The sequence below is a fragment of the Kaistella sp. PBT33-4 genome (assembly GCF_029194425.1).
GTDB lineage: Bacteria > Bacteroidota > Bacteroidia > Flavobacteriales > Weeksellaceae > Marnyiella.
The window spans coordinates 84,529-104,062 of the sequence record NZ_JARFYL010000004.1; the positions used below are offsets into that span (position 1 = coordinate 84,529).

At 42.0% G+C, this 19,534-nt stretch carries 13 protein-coding genes, 1 tRNA gene and 2 pseudogenes; 5 read left to right on the top strand and 11 right to left on the bottom strand.

From position 1 onward, the window contains the following. Positions 1-43: 43 nt before the first annotated feature. The 9 genes and pseudogenes from P0M11_RS09200 to P0M11_RS09240 form a co-directional block, all read right to left on the bottom strand. Positions 44-5,491, bottom strand: coding sequence for an N-6 DNA methylase (locus tag P0M11_RS09200; RefSeq protein WP_275625405.1), 5,448 nt, complete (start codon positions 5,489-5,491; stop codon positions 44-46). Beyond that, complete coding sequence (locus tag P0M11_RS09205; protein WP_275625406.1) at positions 5,478-5,915, bottom strand: DUF1896 domain-containing protein; 438 nt, start codon at positions 5,913-5,915, stop codon at positions 5,478-5,480. The genes P0M11_RS09200 and P0M11_RS09205 overlap by 14 nt, the downstream gene beginning before the upstream one ends. Positions 5,916-6,060: 145 nt before the next feature. Beyond that, complete coding sequence (locus P0M11_RS09210) at positions 6,061-6,942, bottom strand: ORF6N domain-containing protein (RefSeq protein WP_275625407.1); 882 nt, start codon at positions 6,940-6,942, stop codon at positions 6,061-6,063. Next, complete coding sequence (locus tag P0M11_RS09215; RefSeq protein ID WP_275625408.1) at positions 6,942-9,029, bottom strand: type IA DNA topoisomerase; 2,088 nt, start codon at positions 9,027-9,029, stop codon at positions 6,942-6,944. The genes P0M11_RS09210 and P0M11_RS09215 overlap by 1 nt, the downstream gene beginning before the upstream one ends. A gap of 6 nt (positions 9,030-9,035) precedes the next feature. Continuing rightward, positions 9,036-10,520, bottom strand: a complete 1,485-nt coding sequence (locus tag P0M11_RS09220; RefSeq protein WP_275625409.1) for a DUF3945 domain-containing protein — start codon at positions 10,518-10,520, stop codon at positions 9,036-9,038. Between the two features lie 85 nt (positions 10,521-10,605). Continuing rightward, a pseudogene (locus P0M11_RS09225) lies at positions 10,606-10,913 on the bottom strand (helix-turn-helix domain-containing protein). A gap of 11 nt (positions 10,914-10,924) precedes the next feature. Next, entirely contained in the window at positions 10,925-11,278 is a 354-nt protein-coding gene (locus P0M11_RS09230) for a helix-turn-helix domain-containing protein (RefSeq protein WP_275625410.1), read from the bottom strand. 246 nt (positions 11,279-11,524) lie between these two features. Beyond that, the gene (locus P0M11_RS09235) at positions 11,525-12,376 is read right to left on the bottom strand and encodes an RteC domain-containing protein (protein WP_275625411.1); all 852 of its coding nucleotides are present in this window, start codon (positions 12,374-12,376) and stop codon (positions 11,525-11,527) included. Positions 12,377-12,762: 386 nt separating this feature from the next. Then, positions 12,763-12,975, bottom strand: a pseudogene (locus tag P0M11_RS09240) (conjugal transfer protein TraG); the annotation flags it as partial. A gap of 475 nt (positions 12,976-13,450) precedes the next feature. Here P0M11_RS09240 and P0M11_RS09245 point away from each other — a divergent pair. Further along, the gene (locus P0M11_RS09245) at positions 13,451-13,666 is read left to right on the top strand and encodes a hypothetical protein (RefSeq protein WP_275625412.1); all 216 of its coding nucleotides are present in this window, start codon (positions 13,451-13,453) and stop codon (positions 13,664-13,666) included. Between the two features lie 102 nt (positions 13,667-13,768). Beyond that, positions 13,769-15,331 carry a recombinase family protein gene (locus tag P0M11_RS09250; RefSeq protein ID WP_275625413.1) on the top strand — a complete coding sequence of 521 codons (1,563 nt, stop codon included), beginning with the start codon at positions 13,769-13,771 and terminating at the stop codon, positions 15,329-15,331. On the opposite strand, the gene P0M11_RS09255 is transcribed toward P0M11_RS09250, so the two are convergent. Then, positions 15,297-15,370: transfer RNA gene (locus tag P0M11_RS09255), tRNA-Arg, on the bottom strand. The genes P0M11_RS09250 and P0M11_RS09255 overlap by 35 nt on opposite strands. Before the next feature lie 47 nt (positions 15,371-15,417). On the opposite strand from P0M11_RS09255, the gene P0M11_RS09260 reads away from it, so the two are divergent. From P0M11_RS09260 to P0M11_RS09270, 3 genes are all read left to right on the top strand, one after another. Further along, the gene (locus tag P0M11_RS09260; RefSeq protein ID WP_275625414.1) at positions 15,418-16,464 is read left to right on the top strand and encodes an ABC transporter substrate-binding protein; all 1,047 of its coding nucleotides are present in this window, start codon (positions 15,418-15,420) and stop codon (positions 16,462-16,464) included. 67 nt (positions 16,465-16,531) lie between these two features. Next, entirely contained in the window at positions 16,532-17,176 is a 645-nt protein-coding gene (gene mtgA, locus P0M11_RS09265; RefSeq protein ID WP_275625415.1) for a monofunctional biosynthetic peptidoglycan transglycosylase, read from the top strand. Positions 17,177-17,190: 14 nt separating this feature from the next. Beyond that, on the top strand, positions 17,191-19,224 hold the full coding sequence (locus tag P0M11_RS09270; RefSeq protein WP_275625416.1) for a recombinase: 2,034 nt from the start codon (positions 17,191-17,193) through the stop codon (positions 19,222-19,224). Here P0M11_RS09270 and P0M11_RS09275 read toward each other — a convergent pair. Then, entirely contained in the window at positions 19,202-19,498 is a 297-nt protein-coding gene (locus tag P0M11_RS09275; protein WP_275625417.1) for a hypothetical protein, read from the bottom strand. The two genes, P0M11_RS09270 and P0M11_RS09275, sit on opposite strands and share 23 nt — an antisense overlap. Between the last annotated feature and the right edge of the window lie 36 nt (positions 19,499-19,534).

The following is a 19,534-nucleotide window of genomic DNA, read 5'->3' on the forward strand; positions in this document are numbered from 1 at the left end:
GATCTGCAGATCCCCGTTTTCTTTTTGTTCGTTCTCATTACAATTATAGCACACCCCTCGGAAAGTGAACACCTTTTGTGCGTACAATGCTTTCCGAAGCCTCGTGATTTTCTTGCTTTTTTTCGGCTTGTTCCGCAGGTTCTTCTTGTGTTTCGGGTTTTATAGATAAGTGTATTTTACGTTCAACAGAAGCCAGCTCTGTTTTGAGTTCGCTCAATCGGTTCTCTTTGCTCCACGTACCGTTCAGCACTTCCTGAAGAACAGGTACATCCTTTTGTATTTCGGCTATTTTCTTTTGCTCCTGTTCAATGTAGGCGGGTAGCTTTTCCAAAGCATTAAGAAAATTAGCAGATGCCAGCTTTTCATCTTTAGCGATAATACCGTTGTTATACGTGTATTTGATATTGCCCTCGCCCTGTATCAGAAAACGGTTTACCCGAATATCCACACCGTCTTTTTGCGACATTTCCGTTTTTACCAAAAGCTGAAAACCGTAAAGGCTGCCAATTTCCTCATAATCTCCACCTGTACGGGATTTGTCCGCAAGCTGGTTGAGCTTTGCACCGATCTGTTTTATATCCGCATCGGGCGGTAAGCCGTCCAGCTTGATAAGGTTTGCAACAGTTCCGTCAGGCAGTTTTTGGATACGCCCTTGCAGGTTATTCCAATCGAGGCTCATCCGGTCAAAGCGGGATTGGGCTTTCTCCATATCTGCCGTATAGTCGTCCAACTTGTATTTGGCACTATACTTAGAACGGTTGAACGATTGCCTTTCGCTTTCCAGCCCGGCAATCTGTTTTTCAATTTTGGCTTTATCCAAAAGGTCAGTATTTCCCATAAGGATAGCCACATATTCGGAGAAGTTCATACCCGATTTTTCGTCCATACTGCCCTCGTCAATCGTCCGTTTGCCGAGATTGTTGGACTTTAATTGGTTTATGAATAGCTGTTTGTTGTACAGCAGGTTGAACTTATAGCTGTCCAACGATTTTTCTACTGCATAGATAATTACGTCCACTTTGTTATTATTAAAATGTTTAGCGATTTCGTTGCCTTTTCGGATAGCCCGACCGTCCCTTTGGGCAAGGTCAGACGGTCGCCACGGCGTATCTAAATGATGTACAGCAATGGCTCTTTTCTGTGCGTTTACGCCTGTACCGAGCATACTTGTAGAGCCGAACAGCACACGGATTGTACCGTCGTTCATTCCATTGATAAGTGCCTTGCGCTGCTTATCGTTTTTGGCTTCCTGTATAAAGCGGATTTCGTGCGCAGGTATGCCGTGGTCTTCAACGAGCTTGCGTTTAATTTCAGAATACACATTCCATTCGTTTGGTTTGTACGTCCCCAAATCCGAGAAAACGAACTGTGTATCTTTCTGTGCATTAAACTTGTTGTAATACTTGGCGATGTTTGCTGCGCAATGTGAAGCCTTATTGTCAGGATGGTCTTTGTAATGGGGGCTTACCATTCGCATATCGAGCGACATCTTACGGGCATAGTCCGTAGCGATGAGCATCTTGGCTTTTTCTTCCTTTTTAGATAGCGGTTCTCTGCCTAACAATTCGCCCTTGCCAGTTTTGGCAAACTCCATCAGTTTTTGGATAAAAACTTCCTGGTCAGGCGTAGGCGGTATGTTATAGAATATCTCATTCTTTTCGGGACGGTCGATACCAATCATTTCCGCAGTACGGTAATCCGTGATTTCGGAATAGAATTGCGCCAGCTCAGGCACTTTGATAAAGTAGCGGAAACGCTCTTTTGCCACAATATTGTTAGCCACCGAAAACTCATAATCGGTTGTTTTCTTCGCATAGATTGCCGCCCACGCATCAAATGAATTGATGCCCTGTTTTGCCAACGCCCGTGGTCGCAGGTATTTAAAGAGCAGGTATAATTCGGTAAGCGAATTGCTGATAGTTGTACCCGAAAGAAAGGTTGCGCCCATATCCGCATCAATACGCTCCTGTATGGTACGGACGGCAAACAAAAGGTTCATTGCCTTTTGGCTTCCCTGCTGATTGCCCAATCCCGCAACCCTCGAATGCCTTGTGTTGAACATCAGGTTTTTGAACTGGTGGCTTTCGTCCACAAACAAATGGTCTATGCCCATCATCTTGAAATCCACTATATCATCTTTGCGGTTTTCTATATCGTGTTGCAGGGTTTTGAGCTTTACTTCGAGGTTTTCTTTCTGTTTTTCAGCTCCTGTAAGCATCCATTTGGTTACATCATCGCCCTGGCTTCGTAATACATCGAGGTTTTCCTCTACGCTGTCCAATTCTACTTGCAGAATTTCCTTTTGTATTTCGGGCGATTGGGGTATCATTCCGAATTGGTCGTGGGTCAATATCACGCAATCCCACTCGTTGTTTTTAATATCGCCGAAAATCCGCCTGCGTTTTTCGGGTGTAAAATCATCTATGCCCGGATAGAGGATTTTAGCGTGGGGATAAGCGGTGCGGTAGGCTTCGGCTATTTCGGGTACATTCGCTTTCAGCCCGATAATCATCGGCTTGTGGGCTAAGCCCAACCGCTTCATTTCCTGTGCGCCTGTACACATAATCAACGTCTTTCCCGCACCCACTTCGTGGTCGCAGATAGCACCGTTATTCAGCTTTATCATCCAGACCGCATCCTTTTGGCTCGAATACAGGTCGTCAATCTTTAATCCCTTGCGATCTAATCCCGGAAACTCCTGATGTGTGCCATCATAATTCGGGCGGACAAAACAGTTAAAGGTATCGTTGTACTGGTCTGTAAGCCTTGTTTTGAATTCATCGTTCTGGGCGTGAAGCCAGTCGGTAAAGGCGGTTCGGATTTCGTCAATCTTGGTGTTCGCCATTTGTGTGGCTTCCATATCCCGCACCTTGACATCTTTTCCATCTATCTCTACTGTTTTTGAAATGTCGGGTGTGGTATTGACAAGGGCGTGTTTGAGCAGGGCAATCCCGTCATACGTCCGGCTTTGGGCTTTTACCGCATATTTATCCCAAATATGTACGTTCTTCTGTTTACAGGTTACGGAAAAGTCATCGGCACTATCCGAATAATGTACACGTACTTCTGCATCGAAAAGGTGCGATGCAAACCGTGCATAAATGCCCGTGGGTATCCAGCGTTCGCCTAAATTGAAATCGAGTTCTTCAAATTCAATCCTTGTCGGTCGGGCTTCTTCCAAAACGCTAAGGCTTTCTTTGGCTTCGGCATCATCAGGATTGTTTTCGAGGTAGCTTCTTACTTCCACCGCTTTTTCAACCACGTTGCCGGCAACCCAGCGTTCCGCTATTTCATATTCCTTTTGCAGTGGATTATAGTAAATGCGACCGTGTAAGACTTCTTTCAAAGCATCGGTAGGCATACTACTTATTTCGGACATATAGCCCAAATCCACGCTTCCGTATTTGTTCAGCGAAGCCGATAACGCTTCTTCGGGGTTGTCCGTCGCTATGGTTGCGGTAGAAAAACTTACGGGACGGCTGAATATATCCGCCTTGTGTATCACGCCGCCAACCACACGTTCCAAATAGGGAATTTCCTTACCTGCGCTGTCCGTTTTAATCAGCTTGATATTATCGGCACTGTTGAGGTTGCCGTATCTTTTGACAAAGGCATCGTACAGGCGATTAAGAGCTTCCCTTTCTTCCTGATGTTCGGTTTGTTGCTCCGCTTCTTTGATGTAAAGCTGCTGGTATATATCACGTACCCCGATATACGCTTCGGCTCTTGCTTTTTGTAAAGTGGGTAATTGCAATGGGTGGAACGTTGCCTGCTTCTTGCCGTCGTCATCCTGGTAAAAATCTTTGAGATAGCCCACCCAACCATTATCCACCACAAGACAATCGTTTCGGTGGAACGATTGCAGTTCGCCACTAAACGGCGAAGGTTCGGGAATGGCATTAACAACGGTGTTAGGAATGGCTGGCTTATCAGCTTGGCCATTCTCGTTGGGTTGCGAAAATAAATCGCCAATTATTTCCTGTTTTTTGCCGTTGGATGATGTATTACCGTTGGCAGAATTGTTAGAAACAGGAGGCACATAAGGTTGTTGCATTGCAGAAGTGAACAGGTCGGGCTGGCGACCAATAGGCATCCGTTTTTTTCGGGTGGTCTGCCTTTGCGTTGGTGTTGCTTTCTTTAGCGGAGCAAGAACGGCTACGGGTTCGTCTGCATTTTCAAACAAGTCGAAAATGCTTAACTGTTTTAATTCCTGTGTGCTTTCCTGATGAATTACCGGAGTTGCGGCGGGTTGCGGCTTTTGTTGGATGATAACAGGTTCAATAACCGGAGGCGGAAAAGGTGGTGTAACCGGAATTTTGATAACAGGCTCATCGTTCCGTTCGCCTTTGTATAAAGAAACATTCAGATGCTTGCTAAAATCAGCAGAAAGCATTTGCTTCAAATCTTTGGCAATTCCGGCAATGCCGTTTTTATGCGTGTAAATGAATGAGGGTTTCCCGTAAGGGTCGGTTTCTGTTTTTTTGTCGGTATGAACCACTCTGTCGAGATTGCCCAACAATACATTAGTTGAGAAGTTTTCCGCTGTTATATATGTATCACAGAACTTATTTTCTCTCCAGGAATTTTTTTGTTTTTGTGTGTCTTTTTGTAATATAATCAAATCACTGCCAACCTCTGTGCCTGCATAATCTGTGAATAGGTTATTAGGTAAGCGGATGGCTGAAACCAGATTGTTATCCTGCATTAAAGACCTGCGTATCGGCTCATTCTTTGGGCTGTTTAAAATTCCCTGTGAGGTAATGAAAACCTGTAAACCGCCCTCACGGAGCATATCATTACCTTTCAAAAAGAAATAATTATGGATGCTTCGGGCAGCTTGCTCTTTTGCAGGGTTGCGGCTTCGGGAATAAGAAAGGTCGAAAACCGAAGTATCGCCAAAGGGGATGTTACTGGCAACGACATCGTAGCTGTTTTGTTCCCTTTCGGGAATTTCCTCGAAACCGCTTATTCGGATATTGCTTTCGGGATAAAGTTGCTTTAAGATTTTACCTGTCAGCAGATCCTTTTCATAAGCTGTAACTTTTACTTGTTGGTTTTCAGAAAAGGATTGTATAAACGAGCCGATACCTGCGGACGGTTCGAGGAATTTATCAATCTTCAAACCGCTATCACGCAATGCGGAAGAAACGGCATCTATAACCTGCGGTGGTGTAAAGAATGCCGTGAGTACAGAACTGCGCATACTGTCCACATAACGTTTGTATTGCTTTTCGTCTGTGGCATTCTCTTTTAAGACCTGATGCAGTTCCTGTGTAATCGGGAAAAGGTCGTGTTCTGTCTTTCTCCAATTGTTAATGTCTATTTCATTCTCTACGGGGTTCAGAACGAATTTAAGACCGCCAAATCCGCTGTATCGCATCATTAGCAGTCTTTCGCCTACGGTGGCTTGTCGGTTCTCCTTTTCCAGTTTAAAAGCAATTCGCAGGGCATCAATATTCTCTTGGAGATGTTGGCGTTTACTGAAGCCCATTTTCGGCTATCCATATTGCGATTGCTCCGGTTATTTCGGTATAGAGCAGGTCAAACTCTGTGGTATAAGCGAAATCATCGGTTAGTTCATATTGGGCAAAAACAGGTTCGCACACACGGAACATTTTCAGGGCAAATGGTCGCAGTTCCTCATCTGCCATCAGGGTATCAAACTCATTGCAGACCACTTGGAAAATGGTATCGAAACGGGAGAAATGCAAGCCCTCAAACAGAATGTAATTGGCTATCTCGTTGCACTGCTCAATAGCGTTTCCCGAACTGAAAGCACCCTCGTAAGCATTGGCAGCCCACGAAGAACGCTGGTCTATAAATTTTTGGTCGCCTGCTTTTTCGGGAAAGCCGGAATTAAGGTGTTCTTGCAGTCGTAATCTGAAATACGATAGGTCTTTTTGCTGTGTATCCATACTATAATTTTGTTTAGAATTTTGCTTAAAGCCTAAAATTATAGCGGTACATATATGCCTTTGAAGAAGTGGCAGGGTTTGGCTTTGTGTGGCGGGATTTGTCGCAACGGGCAACAAAAAACCTCTGAAAATTCAAAGGTTCATTTTATGTGTGGTTAAGAATTTGGAGCATCGTGCCGACTTCAATATCCATCCGTGAAAAGGCAAACCACTTTTTGCCCAAATCTTTGAGCGATGCCCCGATATGGTACAGTTCTGTATCGTCAATAATCAAAAAGCGGTCGTGGGCATCAGAAAAAGACTTAACCTCAATCGGGGCATACTGGCTGTTGTACCGTTGCAAATCCAACCGTAGCTGATTGCTGATAGTTTTGGTATAGATTATAGCGGTTACATTGTCCTTGCGTTTCCCCAATAACGTTAGCACCGTATCGTCCACGTAGTTATCCAGCAGGATAATAGAACTTTTGGCACTTCGTACAATATCCGAAACAAAGGCATAGGCATCGAAAACCTGACCGTTGAAAAAGATCCCTTTTTCGCTGTGGAGTTTGTCGCTTTCCAATGCCTTAAAGATTTGCTCAATTTTTTGGTCGGCTTGTAATTGCTTCAATTCGATGTTGTCCAAACGATGAAATAATGAAGCGTTGCTGATAAGCATACGCCGCATTTCTACGAAAGCATCCATTATCTCAATACTTACTTTTATGGCAACATCCGAGCGAAGCACCGCAGACAGCATCGCTATTCCCTGTTCGCAAAAAACGTAGGGCAGGTAACGTCTTCCGCCTCGCCTCACGTTTGAGGTTCCAATTTGGAACCTCAAAAAATCGCTTTCCTCATCGGTCAGTTGGAAACAGAATTTTTCAGGAAACCTGTCTAAATTCCGTTTTACCGCTTTGTTCAGTATTTTAGTTTCCACTTGGTACAATGTAGCAAGGTCGCTGTCCAGCATTACCTGTTTACCACGAATGGTATAAATCAGGTTCCTGATTTCTTTAGGTATGATAGTGGGCTTATTTTCCATTACTTTTTGTAGCTTTTATTTTTGGCAAACTCAAAAGAGGTTTTAAAATCCTCATTCAGCACAATGTGTGCATCGAATTTCTTACCTGCTTTGCTTTTCATTCCTTTGATGAGGTTGGTTTTCCCTTTGTTTACAAGGTTTTCAATATCGGCAACACTGATCTGTACTTCGCACACATTGCGGAACTGTACCCAATTACATTTTTCATCGGGACATTTGACAATCTTATCACGGATAATAAGTTGCTGGCTCTTACATTTAGGGCAGACCAATTTAGGCAGGTTGTTTTGTGCAATGGAAGTTTGCAGCAATTCGTCAGTAATTGTTTTTGCATACACTTCCATTTCCTTTTGAAAACTTTCGGCATCTGCTTCATTGTTTTCAATTTTCTGCAAAGCGAGTTCCCATTCTGCGGTCATTGCCACGTCTGCAATTTTTCGGTCTTTAACCAGCTCATAGACCTGCAATCCTTTTTCAGTTGGGATTAGGGATTTCTTTTCTCGTTGGATATAATTGCGGGTAAATAGGGTTTCGATAATCGCTGCTCTTGTGGCAGGTGTACCAATACCGACGTTTTGCAGGGCTTTTCGTTCTTCCTCGTTTTCGATTTCTTTTCCTGCGGTTTCCATTGCCGACAAAAGCCCTGCTTCGGTATAAAGCACAGGCGGTTTGGTTTTCTTTTCGAGAATGGCAGCTTCTTTTATTTTGAGTTCATCGCCTTTTTTCAGTTGGGGCAAATCCTGTATGGGTTCTGCATCATCTTCCGAAAAGTTACCTTTAATCATACGCCAGCCAGCTTCCAAAATTTTACAGCCCTTTGCCGTAAAATCGTAGTGCAATGCCTGTAAGGAAACATCGGTTATTTCTTTGATGCAGGCTTGCGAAATGGCTTCGAGCAAGCGAAAGGCAATCATATCATACACCGCATTTTCGTCTGCGCTCAAAACGGACGGAATTTTGTCTGTAATCAATAATCCGTGGTGGTCGGTAACACGCAAATCATTCACGATACGTTTATTGAAACGCCCCCATTTAATTTTGGATAAAGCAGTTTTGCAGTTTTCCCTGTTTTGTAACGCTCTAACAAGATTGGGAATTTCTGCCCACATATCTTCAGGAATGTACTTGCTCCCGGTACGTGGGTAGGTAATAAATTTCTTTTCGTAGAGGCTTTGGGCGATATTCAACGTTTTTTCGGCAGACAGGTTCAGCTTTTTGTTGGCTTCCTTTTGCAAGCCTGTAAGGTCAAAAAGCAGGGGCGGTTGCTCTGTTACGTTCTTGCTTTCTACGGAAATAACTCTTGCCGTATCGCCATTCCTTTCGATAGATTTTAATGTATCATCCGCCAGCTTTTTATCCTGCCATCTGGTGGTAGAAATACTTTTAAAATTAATCTGCTCTTTGGTATGCAAGAGCTGTATCTGCCAGTATTTCTGTATGGAGAAATTTTTGTTTTCGAGGTAGCGTTTACAGATCAAAGCCAATGTAGGCGTTTGCACCCGACCGAGCGAATAAATGCCGTTGCCTGCGGCTATGCTTAACGCCTGCGTAGCATTGATGCCTACGAGCCAATCGGCACGGCTTCTGCCTTGTGCCGCCTGATACAATCCGTCAAATTCCTTTCCGTCTTTTAGGTTGTCAAAGCCCTGTTTAATGGCTTTTTCGGTCAGCGAGCTTATCCAAAGACGTTCAAAAGACTTACGGCATTTCAGGTACTCATAAATGTACCGAAATATCAACTCGCCCTCACGACCTGCATCGGTGGCTACGATAAGGCTTTCACTTTGGTTAAACAGCTTTTCAATGACTTTTAACTGCTTCAATGCTCCTGCATCAGCTTGATAGCCTTTGTCCTTTTTCACTTTCCGGACGGTCAGCATAAAGGGGGTTGGGAGTATCGGCAAAGATGCTTTGCCAAACCCCGAAATCCCGTAATCTTCGGGCATTCCCAATCCTATCAGATGTCCGAATGCCCACGTAACAAAATAGCCGTTACCTGTAAGGTAGCCGTCCTTTTTATCGGATGCTCCCACAAGTCCGGCTATTTCCCTTGCTACGCTTGGTTTTTCTGCAATAATTGTTTTCATATTGATTTACACTTTTCTACCTTTGGATTTTGCAGGAGCTTTGGGTTTGTTCTGCTGTTCCTGCTGTTTTTCATTTTTCGGTCTTTGCTGTTCCGATTTCAAAGGCTCTTTGACATTCTTAGTCGCTTCATTAGTTTTGCCCTCCGAATTAACCGCAGTCTGCGTTTTGTGGCTTTCGGCAGTTTCTACCCGTGCTTTATACTGACCGGGAAACTCAAAATTGGTCTTCCCGGTATCTTTGTCAAAAGTGATATAACCCTTGTATGGCTGGTCTTTTTTATCTATCAGTTCAACATAGATAGTTTGCCCGGCTTTGAACTTGTTGTACTGCTCATCATCCAGTTCTTTACCTCTAAAGGTTTTAGGAGCTTCCTGCGGTTGGGTTTGCTCATTGCTTTGCTGATTGTTCTGTTGGGTGCTTTGGGCTTGCTGATTGTTGTTGCTTCTGTCAAACAGAAATTCAACATATCTTTTGTCCGCATTGAACTGAACATTCGCACTAAACTCATCGCCTTTTTTAGAAATCATCCCTTCTAAATAAAGCGGCTTGCCATCCATTAAGGTTTGCTTTTGTTCCTCATTCAGTTTTACGCCCTTAATTTCATCGGGAATTTTTATAAACTCCGTGCGCAGTGCAATTACATCATTGGTCAGCCTGTCAATGCTGATAATGGACGGCATCAGTTCGCCTGTTTTGGAATTTACCAAATTTACCACACGCCCCATATTGCCTGTTTCGAGCAGGTTTTTCTTGTCCTCATCGGTAAATTTGTGTCCGAAAAACTCAAAGTTCAGGTTCGGCTCTTTTCTGATACCGTGTATAGCTGCCACTACCGTTCCGTCCGGTGCGGTCTGTAATGACAAACGGGCATCTGTGCGTACAATAGCGCCGCCGAGATTTACGCTTACAGGTACAAGGTCATTGGTTTTGTAACCCCTTAGCAACGGGTCTAAAAGGTTCAGTTTTTCAAGGCGTTCTTTGCCTATTCCCAGATTGTTCATTGTTTCCCAATCAATCTGTTCCGGCTTGAAGCGGTATTCACTTGTTTCCGGTGTTGTCTGTGTTGTTGCCATATCATTTTTATTTTCTTGTTTCTGTTCATTCTGTTCACTTTGTTCATTTTTGGGTTCGGCTTTTACCTCGTTCTTTTTCATTTCCTTTTCGTCTTCAGGTGTGGGATTATCTACCTGCTTTTGGATTTCTTTTGCCTTGTCTATGGCTGCATCAGCAGATACTTTGAAAAATGAAAAATTGGTAGGGTTTTTTAACTGCCTCCAAAAATTGGAGAAGAAATTGGAGAACAAATCGCCGTGTTTGTCCACCCGCATAAACTGGCTTTCATTTTCCTTTGTGGGGTCGGCAGTCTTTAATTTGCCGTTTTCATCAATGCCAGTAACCGCCTGTATTTTATTCTTTTGCTTATCCAGTACCAGCAATATATCCGATAGCTGTTCGGGAGCTTGCTGTTTGTTTTCTGTTTCTTCGCTCATAATCTGAATATTTTAAAGTTCAAATGCCGAATGTATAGGAAGCGTTCGCTCCCTTGCCCGATGTGGCAGTCAAAGGCAGTGTTTGTCATCCATTGGCGTTCAGTTTGGGCAGGGGCGGATTAAAACTTTCCCTGATGAACTGATGCACGTCTGATAGTTTGTAATACAGTTCCCACTTATCGTGTAATAGGGCAGCTTGCCGATGGAGCGATAACGTTGCAGGGAACGGTTGCTGATTTTCAGCATTTGCAGTAAATCCTGATTATCGAGCAATTCCTCTCCGTCAATGCTGTTACGCTTCTTTTGTAAGCTGTCTATATTGTCGCCCAGCATATCGAGGCGTTCCATTAGGCGTTCCATCCACGCCAAAAATTCCATTCTGTCAATGTTCATAACCGCACGTTTTAAGATTTACCTGATTTCAGCTTTCTTCCTTTCTCGATATAGCTTTTGCCTTTTGCCATAAGCTCCTGTACATATTCATCACTGCTATGTATGGCATTGGCATTGAGCAGATCCTTGATTGCTCCAATTGTATAGAAGTATTGCCCGTAGAGTTTTGAATAAGCTATTTCGCCTTTGGTGCGCATACGCCACAAAGTCTTTTCACTGATGTGCAGGTATTGGCATACCTCGTGGTTATTCAGCCACAGGTCATCATAGCTTGTATCATTTATTCTTTTGAGATAATCGGCAATCGCATTGATACGGCTGTTGATCTGTTGCCACGCTTCTTCTTCGATAGTGATTATTTTCATTGCATTGCTATTAATGTTCACAATGCAAAATTGCTAAGGGTGGCAGAGTTTGTCTGCCAATGCTTGCCAATTGGTTTGGCGGTTTTTTGAAAATTTTTGTAATTGAGTGAAACCCTTGTCTAATAAGGTTTTGAGGTTTTTAGCTTTACTTATTACATCATTTTGCTTCCATTTGCCAATGGGCGGATATGGGCAAAAAAAAGCAGTACACGGAAATGTACTGCTTTGAAAAATGTCTTTTGATAGTCAAAGGTCTTTATCCATATATTCTTCCAACGAAATTTTAAGCTGGTCTAAAAATGCCGTTCTTGAACCTGCACGGGTTTTCATCCTGTGGAAAGCGTGGTGTATATCGTTTACAGGAGTTCGGAACAGGATTTGGAAAATCAAAGCCAGTTTTCGGATACCGATATTTCCGTTTGAAACAGAACTGGAGGCATATAGGGCGTATATCAGCTCAATAAGTGCATTTTGTGAATTTGTCCACGAAATGTCCTTACTGATTTCATCATTCAGATTTAATAGAACCAGATCAGGGTTTTCTTCGGGATTGATTTTGTTCAGTAAATAAGTATAGAGTAGTTCATTGGCAATAATATGGGCTATTTTGTTATCGTAATAAGTGGAAAAACTAAGGTCTATTTCAAAAACCCCGCTATTCAAACCATCGTGGTAGTTAATTTTCCCGAGCATAAAATAGCTGTGGTCACGGTCAGTTCTTCCTGCACGGTAATACCTGTAAAAATAGGTGTTACAAATACTCTCCTTATATTCTGATTTGAGAGATTTTAATTCATTCTCGACAAAGCTCTGATGTATTTCGCCTATATTGACAGGGCAGGTCGTTTCTATGCGGAAAACTTTGTTATAGTAAATGAGCTTCCCTAAGATTTGTGGTTTGATGTTCTTGAAAAAGTTAATTTCCTGTTCCTCATTTTTAAATCCGTCTTTTAATACTTTGGCTTTTACATTTTGCATCATTTCATTTAGGAATAAGGTCATTTGGTATGCCTCTTCCGCTGTGGGCATTAATTCGGAAGCGAGCTTATCTTCCTGATGCCTGATTTGCGATAATATTTTACTCAACAGGATTTCCATAGCTTAGTCTTTTAAAGTTATCACTATCTGTTTCGGAATTGCATCTATTGATGATAAGTCAAAATTTGGAAAATATAATCGAATAAATATCACAGGTTCCCCCACAGTGGGGGGATTTTTTTTATAATTTTTGTATGGGAGGGAACAAAAAAAGGGTAACGCAGCAATGCACTTTACCCATTATTTTTTTTATATTTGCAGTATTGATTTACAGGGTAATCAGATGAAAGCGAGTGCAATAAGCACCATTACTAAATCGTTACCGATAAAGTTCTCCACTCTTGTAAACTACTCTTTATTAGCCACTTTGGGCTATATTAATCTTTTTAACAAAAAAATGGATCTGGGGATATTTCGATTATTTCTTTCCTGCATAGAAAGTTTAATGAGTCAACGACAATCTCATAATGGAGTATTTTCTGTTCTATTCTGTTATCAAAATTGTCAGAAACACCACCTAGGAAAAATCCCTTAGGGCAATGTCGAGAACTTTTAAGCAGAAATTAAGCTGCCCAACTGTGTAGAAATAGATATTGAATGTCATTTCTATTGATTGATATGCTTTGCCTCTTTTGCGAAATTTTACCAAATCTCTAATTAGGCCGTTGCAGTTTTTTCCACCAGCTATTCGCTGAAAATAGCTGGAAGATTTTAGAGGATATTATTGATGTTAGTAAAGGACATATGCATCACAATGCTAATGTGGGCGCATAATGCCTGATTGAAGATTGCACCTTTATTTTCCTATTTATATATTATTTGCATTTTATTTCAATAATTCCTTTCGAAGTTTTATCAAGGTTTCCCGGAAATCACTTTCAGCGTATATGCTATATTTTAAGGATTAATTACAAAACCGAAAGATGTTTAATTGTATACATTTTTAATCATCCTCCGGTAATGGTTGCTATGACGAGTCGATAGGATGTTTTGTCGATGATTTGAGTTTTGATTCTTGTAGATAGAGTTTGCATTTAGCAGCCAACAAAAGACTTTTGAAGCAATGTATGAAACATAGACCATTCTGCCCTTTAAATTACAATTATTGAGAGCAAGACCTCAATTTAAATTGTTATGAAGAAAGGTAAGATAACGAAGCAATCCACATCGCAATCAAGAATTGATCATTATATCCCCTCAATCGAATTAAAAAAAATTCCTCCGGAGAAAGCCTTGGAATTATTGAGGAAGGCTGGTTATGATGTTAACCAAGAACAGTCGGATGACATTATGGACTTTCTATACATCATTGTAAAATTAACACTCAAAGAATTTTTCACATCTGACTGAATGTTTGTATTTTAGTAACATATTAGAATGATGAATTTCTATAGCAGCAATTTTCTATTTGTTGCCACCATAACTAAAATTTTTAACTAAATCATCATTATAATGTTAATAGCAGATCTATACATAAGAGTTTCCACCGATGAACAAGCCGAGAAAGGGTATTCCCAGAGGGACCAGGATGAGAGATTACGCAGATATTGCGCAAACAATAATATATCAATCAATAAGGTCATTTACGAAGATCACTCAGCCAAAAGCTTCGAACGTCCCGAATGGAAAAAGTATCTGATTGAAATTAAAAAAAGAAATCATCAAAGCAGTCTGGTACTATTTACTAAATGGGATCGATTCAGCCGTAATACGGGCGATGCCTATCAGATGATCAGCCTTCTCCAAAAGAATCACATTATTCCTCAAGCTATTGAACAGCCTTTAGATATGTCTGTTCCTGAGAATAAGCTCATGCTGGCCATTTACCTTTCTACTCCGGAGGTTGAAAATGATAGAAGAGCATTGAATACTTTCCATGGGATGCGGAGAGCAAAAAAAGAAGGGCGTCTGATGGGCATCGCCCCTTATGGATATATCAACAGAACCCACGAAGACGGTAAAAAGTATATCGCTATTAAAGAACCTGAGGCTTTAAATATTAGATGGGCATTTAATGAGGTAGCAAAAGGCCACATTCCAGTTGACCACGTAAGACTTCAGATGAATAAGAGAGATGGGGTGTCGATGGGAAGAAGTTCGTTTGCCAAAGCCATGAGAAATCCAGTTTATTGTGGTAAGATATACATTGAGGAGTACAAACAGGAAGAAGCTTATTACATTGATGGGAAACATGAATCATTGATAAGTGAGAGACTGTTTAACCAAGTGCAGCAAGTAATGGATAAAAAAAGGAAAGCTGAAGGCCCTGGAGGAAGGGTGCTGGGTAATGAACGTTTTCCATTGCGAGGTCTTTTAACTTGTCCAAAGTGCGGAAAGAATCTCACTGCAAGTGGTGCTAAGGGCAAATCTAAAACCTATTACTATTATCATTGCCATTATAAATGTGGATTTAGATTTGATTCTGAAAAATTAAATGAACTCTTTGAACTCGAAATTTCAAAACTGGAATATAATCCGATTATAAAAGATCTTATGAAAGAAATACTTTTAGAAAATTATAAACAGTTCACTTATGATATCGAAGCCAAAAGAAGGTCGATCTCAAAAGAGATCATTTTACTTAATGAAAAAGTTGCTAATGCGAGAGATAAATATCTTGCGGATAAATTAGATGAAGAAGATTATAAGGAGATCAAAAGTCTCACAAGATCACATATTGAACAGCTAGAACAGGAGCTTCAATATATAGTCTCAGAAAGTAAAGAACTAGACATCAAAACAAAAATAGAAAATGCGCTCAATTCAATGGAAAATCTCACTAACCTTTACCAGCAGGGTGATCTGTTAACAAAGAGGACGATAGGGTGTTTGATATTTCCCCAAAAAGTCGAATTTGACGGAAAAAGTTTTCAAACACCTAAAATGAACATTGTCGCTCAGTGCATCTATCAGTATAATAGTGGATTAGGAAATAAAAAAAACCGACATAAGAGAGTAAAAACTTCAAATGTCGGTCTTGTGACCTCGACAGGATTCAAACCTGTAACCTTCTGAGCCGTAATCAGATGCGCTATTCAGTTGCGCCACGAGGCCGTGTTTTTCGGTTTGCAAATATAGCAATTTTTTGATTCCTTTGACAAATGAAAGCAAAAATTTTTCAAATAATTGCACTTTTTTTCCTTTTCAGTTGCACGGGAAAGCCCGAAACTAAGCTGGAGGACTGGACCCAAATTTCAGAATTGCTGAAATACCGTGAGGACTCCGGTGACCTGATATTACATTCAGGAGCGTCGGCCTACCGTTTACCCCTCGCGGAGCTGCCTTTTAAAAAAGTGGTCTTACTGAACGCGAGTTTGGTGGGATACTTCACCGAACTGGGTCTGGAAGACAGGATCATTGGGATCTCCAGTCCGGAATATATTTACTCACCACGGGTACAGGCTCTAATAAATAATAGAAGTATACTAAATGTAGGTAATGAACAGAAGTATAATGTAGAAAAGATTATCGCGTTGAAACCTGATGCGGTATTTACCAACAGGATCGCAACATTCAGCAGTACTTATGACCTGTTGGAGAAGAACGGTATTCCGGTAATCTTCCTGGACGAATATCTTGAAAAAGAGCCGTTGTCCCGCTCCAGGTATTTGTTGCTCATTGGGAAACTCATGGGGATGGAACGCAAAGCCGCCGGAAAATTCATGGATATTAAGAAAACGTATGATTCACTCGCATTATTAGTTTCGGGTGAAAAAACAAGGCCTGTGGTTTTGGCAAATGAGATGTACGGCAGTCAGTGGTACCTGCCGGGAGGACAAAGTATGACCGCACATTTCATACGGGACGCCGGCGGCTCCTACATCAACACCGGTAGTAAAGGTGCAGGTGCCGAAGTCAGAAGTTTTGAGGAAGTCTTTTCAAAATCGCAGAATGCCCGTATATGGGTGAATGCAGGAAATCACCAGTCGCGTGGAGATTTGTTGCAGGCAAATCCGAACTATTCAAAAATGGAAGTGTTCCGGTCGGGTAAAATTTATACCGTAACCCAGAAGGAGCGGGGGCGGTCCAATGATTATTTTGAAAGCGGCGTTGTACGTGCCGACCTTGTACTTAAGGATTACATCATGATCTTTCATCCAGATCTTCTTCCCGGTTATAATTTAACCTACCTCAAAGAGCTTAAGTGATTAATATTTCTATTTTTGCAAATTATTCCCCTCTTTGAGGAAATTATGTAAAGCCCGCTTGAAATCTATGTTCAGAAAAATTAAGAAGTTTATTTTTATCCTTATCCTGGCCAATATACTCTTTATTGTCTGGGGGAAATTTCTCAACCCACCCATAACGGTCACGCAGATAGGCGGTATGATGACGTTCGGAAAACTGGAACGCGATTATATTGCGTACGGCGATATGGGAAGTCATATTAAAAAGGCAGTAATCGCTGCAGAGGACCAAAAGTTCTTCATCCATAACGGATTTGACTATAAAGCGATTGAAAAAGCTTACAAAGACAATGAAAAAGGGAAGAAAATAAAGGGCGGAAGTACCATTTCGCAGCAAACCGCCAAGAACGTTTTTCTGTGGCAGGGGAGAAGCTGGTTCCGGAAAGGTCTGGAGACGGTCTATACTTTCATTATTGAACTTGTCTGGGGCAAGGAAGTCATATTGGACCGCTACCTGAACTCAATTGAAATGGGGCGCGGCGTTTTCGGTATTGAGGCGGCCGCACACTACTATTACGGTAAAAACGCCAAAGACCTCACAAAAAGTGAAGCCGCGTGGATTGCTGCTATTTTACCTAATCCAAGGAAATATGATCCGCACAATCCCTCTAAATATCTTCGGAACCGCCACAGCTGGATTATGAAGCAGATGAACAATGTGACGCTGAAATAGTATCTTTGCATAAAATGAGGATCTTCAATTCAGGTAAAACCACATTTCATGCGGTATTAAAAAAGTATTTCAGTTTCAGGAATGAAACGAAATCCTTAGATCCGCTGCATGAACTGCTGGAAAGCATGCGGGAGACCGAGTTCAGTGCGGTACTGAATGTACTCCGCGAAAATCCCGACCTTTTGGAGCATTTCCGGTTTTATATCCATCATATATTCGCTGGGAAAACCTTTAACCTGTCACTTACGGAGGCAAATATCCTGTCGGAGAATGCCTTCTTTCCGGAGTTTCGTAAAAGGTTGCTCAACAAGGTCCTGCCGCCGGTAGAGAGTGAGGATACGGTATGGTACCTCATTGATTACGTATCTGTACGTACGGCGCGCGACCTGGCTTACTTTCGTAATGTGCATGAGGAAGATATGGATGAACTGTTCCACATGCTCGAAATTTCGCGGCTCATCACCAAAAAAACGGTAAGACGCGAACTCTTCTTTGCTATGAATATACTGGCCTGGAGAGTCATCGGGAATGCCCTGGATGTGGAGGTTTCCAATATGGCACCCGAGTATAAGAATTTTGACAATCCCTTTCTGGCCCTGCAGGATGAGATGGATGTCCTGACCAAAGAATTCCGGGAAAACCCGGATTTTGAACTTAAATCAAAGGATGCCCAGTTTAAACAGGTTAAAGTATATCTTACTCAGTGCCTGAATTTTACAGACATTGCCTTCAAGAATTCCTCGAAGTACGGTATATCGGGAAAAATTAATCAGTCACTCCTGAAAATCCGCCAGCAGCTGAACCGGATACTGGATATCCTGAACCTTCTGGTTATTGATGACGAAAAGGATGTGCGCCGGAAATCAAAGGATTTGGTATTCAACATTATGGAGTACAAATCCCACAAGAATAATCTGCGAGAACTGGTGGCCGACAGCAGCACGCTCATGTCCCATCTTATTACGAACCATACCGCACAAACAGGTACTCATTATATCACCTCCTCCTTTCGCGATTATGTCCGGATGTTCTGGATGGCCAGTGGCGGTGGGGTAATCGTAGGGGCACTGGTCGTGCTGAAACTCTTCTACGGACTGGCTCCGGGAAGTGATTTTGCGCATGCCGTACTGTACTCTGTAAATTATGCCATGGGCTTCATAATGATTTTTCTGATGAGATTTACGCTGGCCACCAAGCAACCTGCAATGACGGCCGCCACGATGGCAAAAGTGCTGTCTGAAGGCAAAAATACACAGAAAAATTATTCAGATTTTGCCCATTTGGTTTCTAAACTTTTTCGCTCACAGTTCATTGCCTTTGTGGGCAATGTGCTGTGGTCATTTCCTGTTGCGCTGGCTATCATCTACGGTCTCGATGTGCTTTTCCAGGAAAATTTTGCCACAGAGAAAGCGGCCAAGTTACTAAATGACCACGATCCCTTTAACTCAAAAGCCATACTGCATGCCTGCATTGCAGGTTTCTATCTCTTTATTTCAGGAATCATCTCCGGTAACGTAGCAAATAACGCCGTTTTTTATCAGATTCCGAAAAGGATAGCCAAAAACCCTCTTCTTCTGCAGGTGTTAGGCCCTAAAGTAGCTAAAGCCGCTTCCGGATACTATGCCCGAAACTGGCCCGGCATCGTCTCCAATTTATGGTTCGGTATTTTCCTTGGCGCAACAGGTCCAATAGGGTCCTTTCTCGGTCTCGACCTGGACATCCGGCACATCACGTTTGCAGCAGGAAATGTTGCCCTCGGTCTTTATGGTCTTGACTTTTCTGTAACAGCGTATACCCTCTGGATTTCGCTGATCACCGTATTCCTGATTGGCTTCTTTAATTTCGCCGTCAGTTTTGGTCTGTCCATGGTGCTGGCATTCCGTTCGCGGAAAGTTAATTTTGGGGAAGTGAAAGAAATCTACAGGGAAATATTCAGGTATTTCCTGAAGAATCCTCTGAGGTTTTTCTTTCCCATACGGTCATTCCTGGACAGTAGGGCCAAGGAAATGATGGAGAAAACAATCCCTACAAAATCTCAAGAGCGCTAAAGTTTTCGCTACCGAATTTTTCCTGAAATTTTTGAAGGAAGAATGTTTTACGCATTCTGAAATCGTTCTTCAGAAGCGGCGATTTTATTTTGATCTGCAGTACTTTCCTTTTCAGATTTACGGATTCAATTTCCTGAAACAGATCGTCATTCAGATATTCGTGCAGATAATCCTTCACTTCAAATGCCATGAGTTTTTCTTCAAAGCCATGGATTCTGGCAAAAGATTTCACAAGCTCTGAGGACTGGAATTCTCTGTTTTTTTTCCTTTTCATTGCGTTTGGGGTTTTGAGATGCAGGATTTGAGGTAC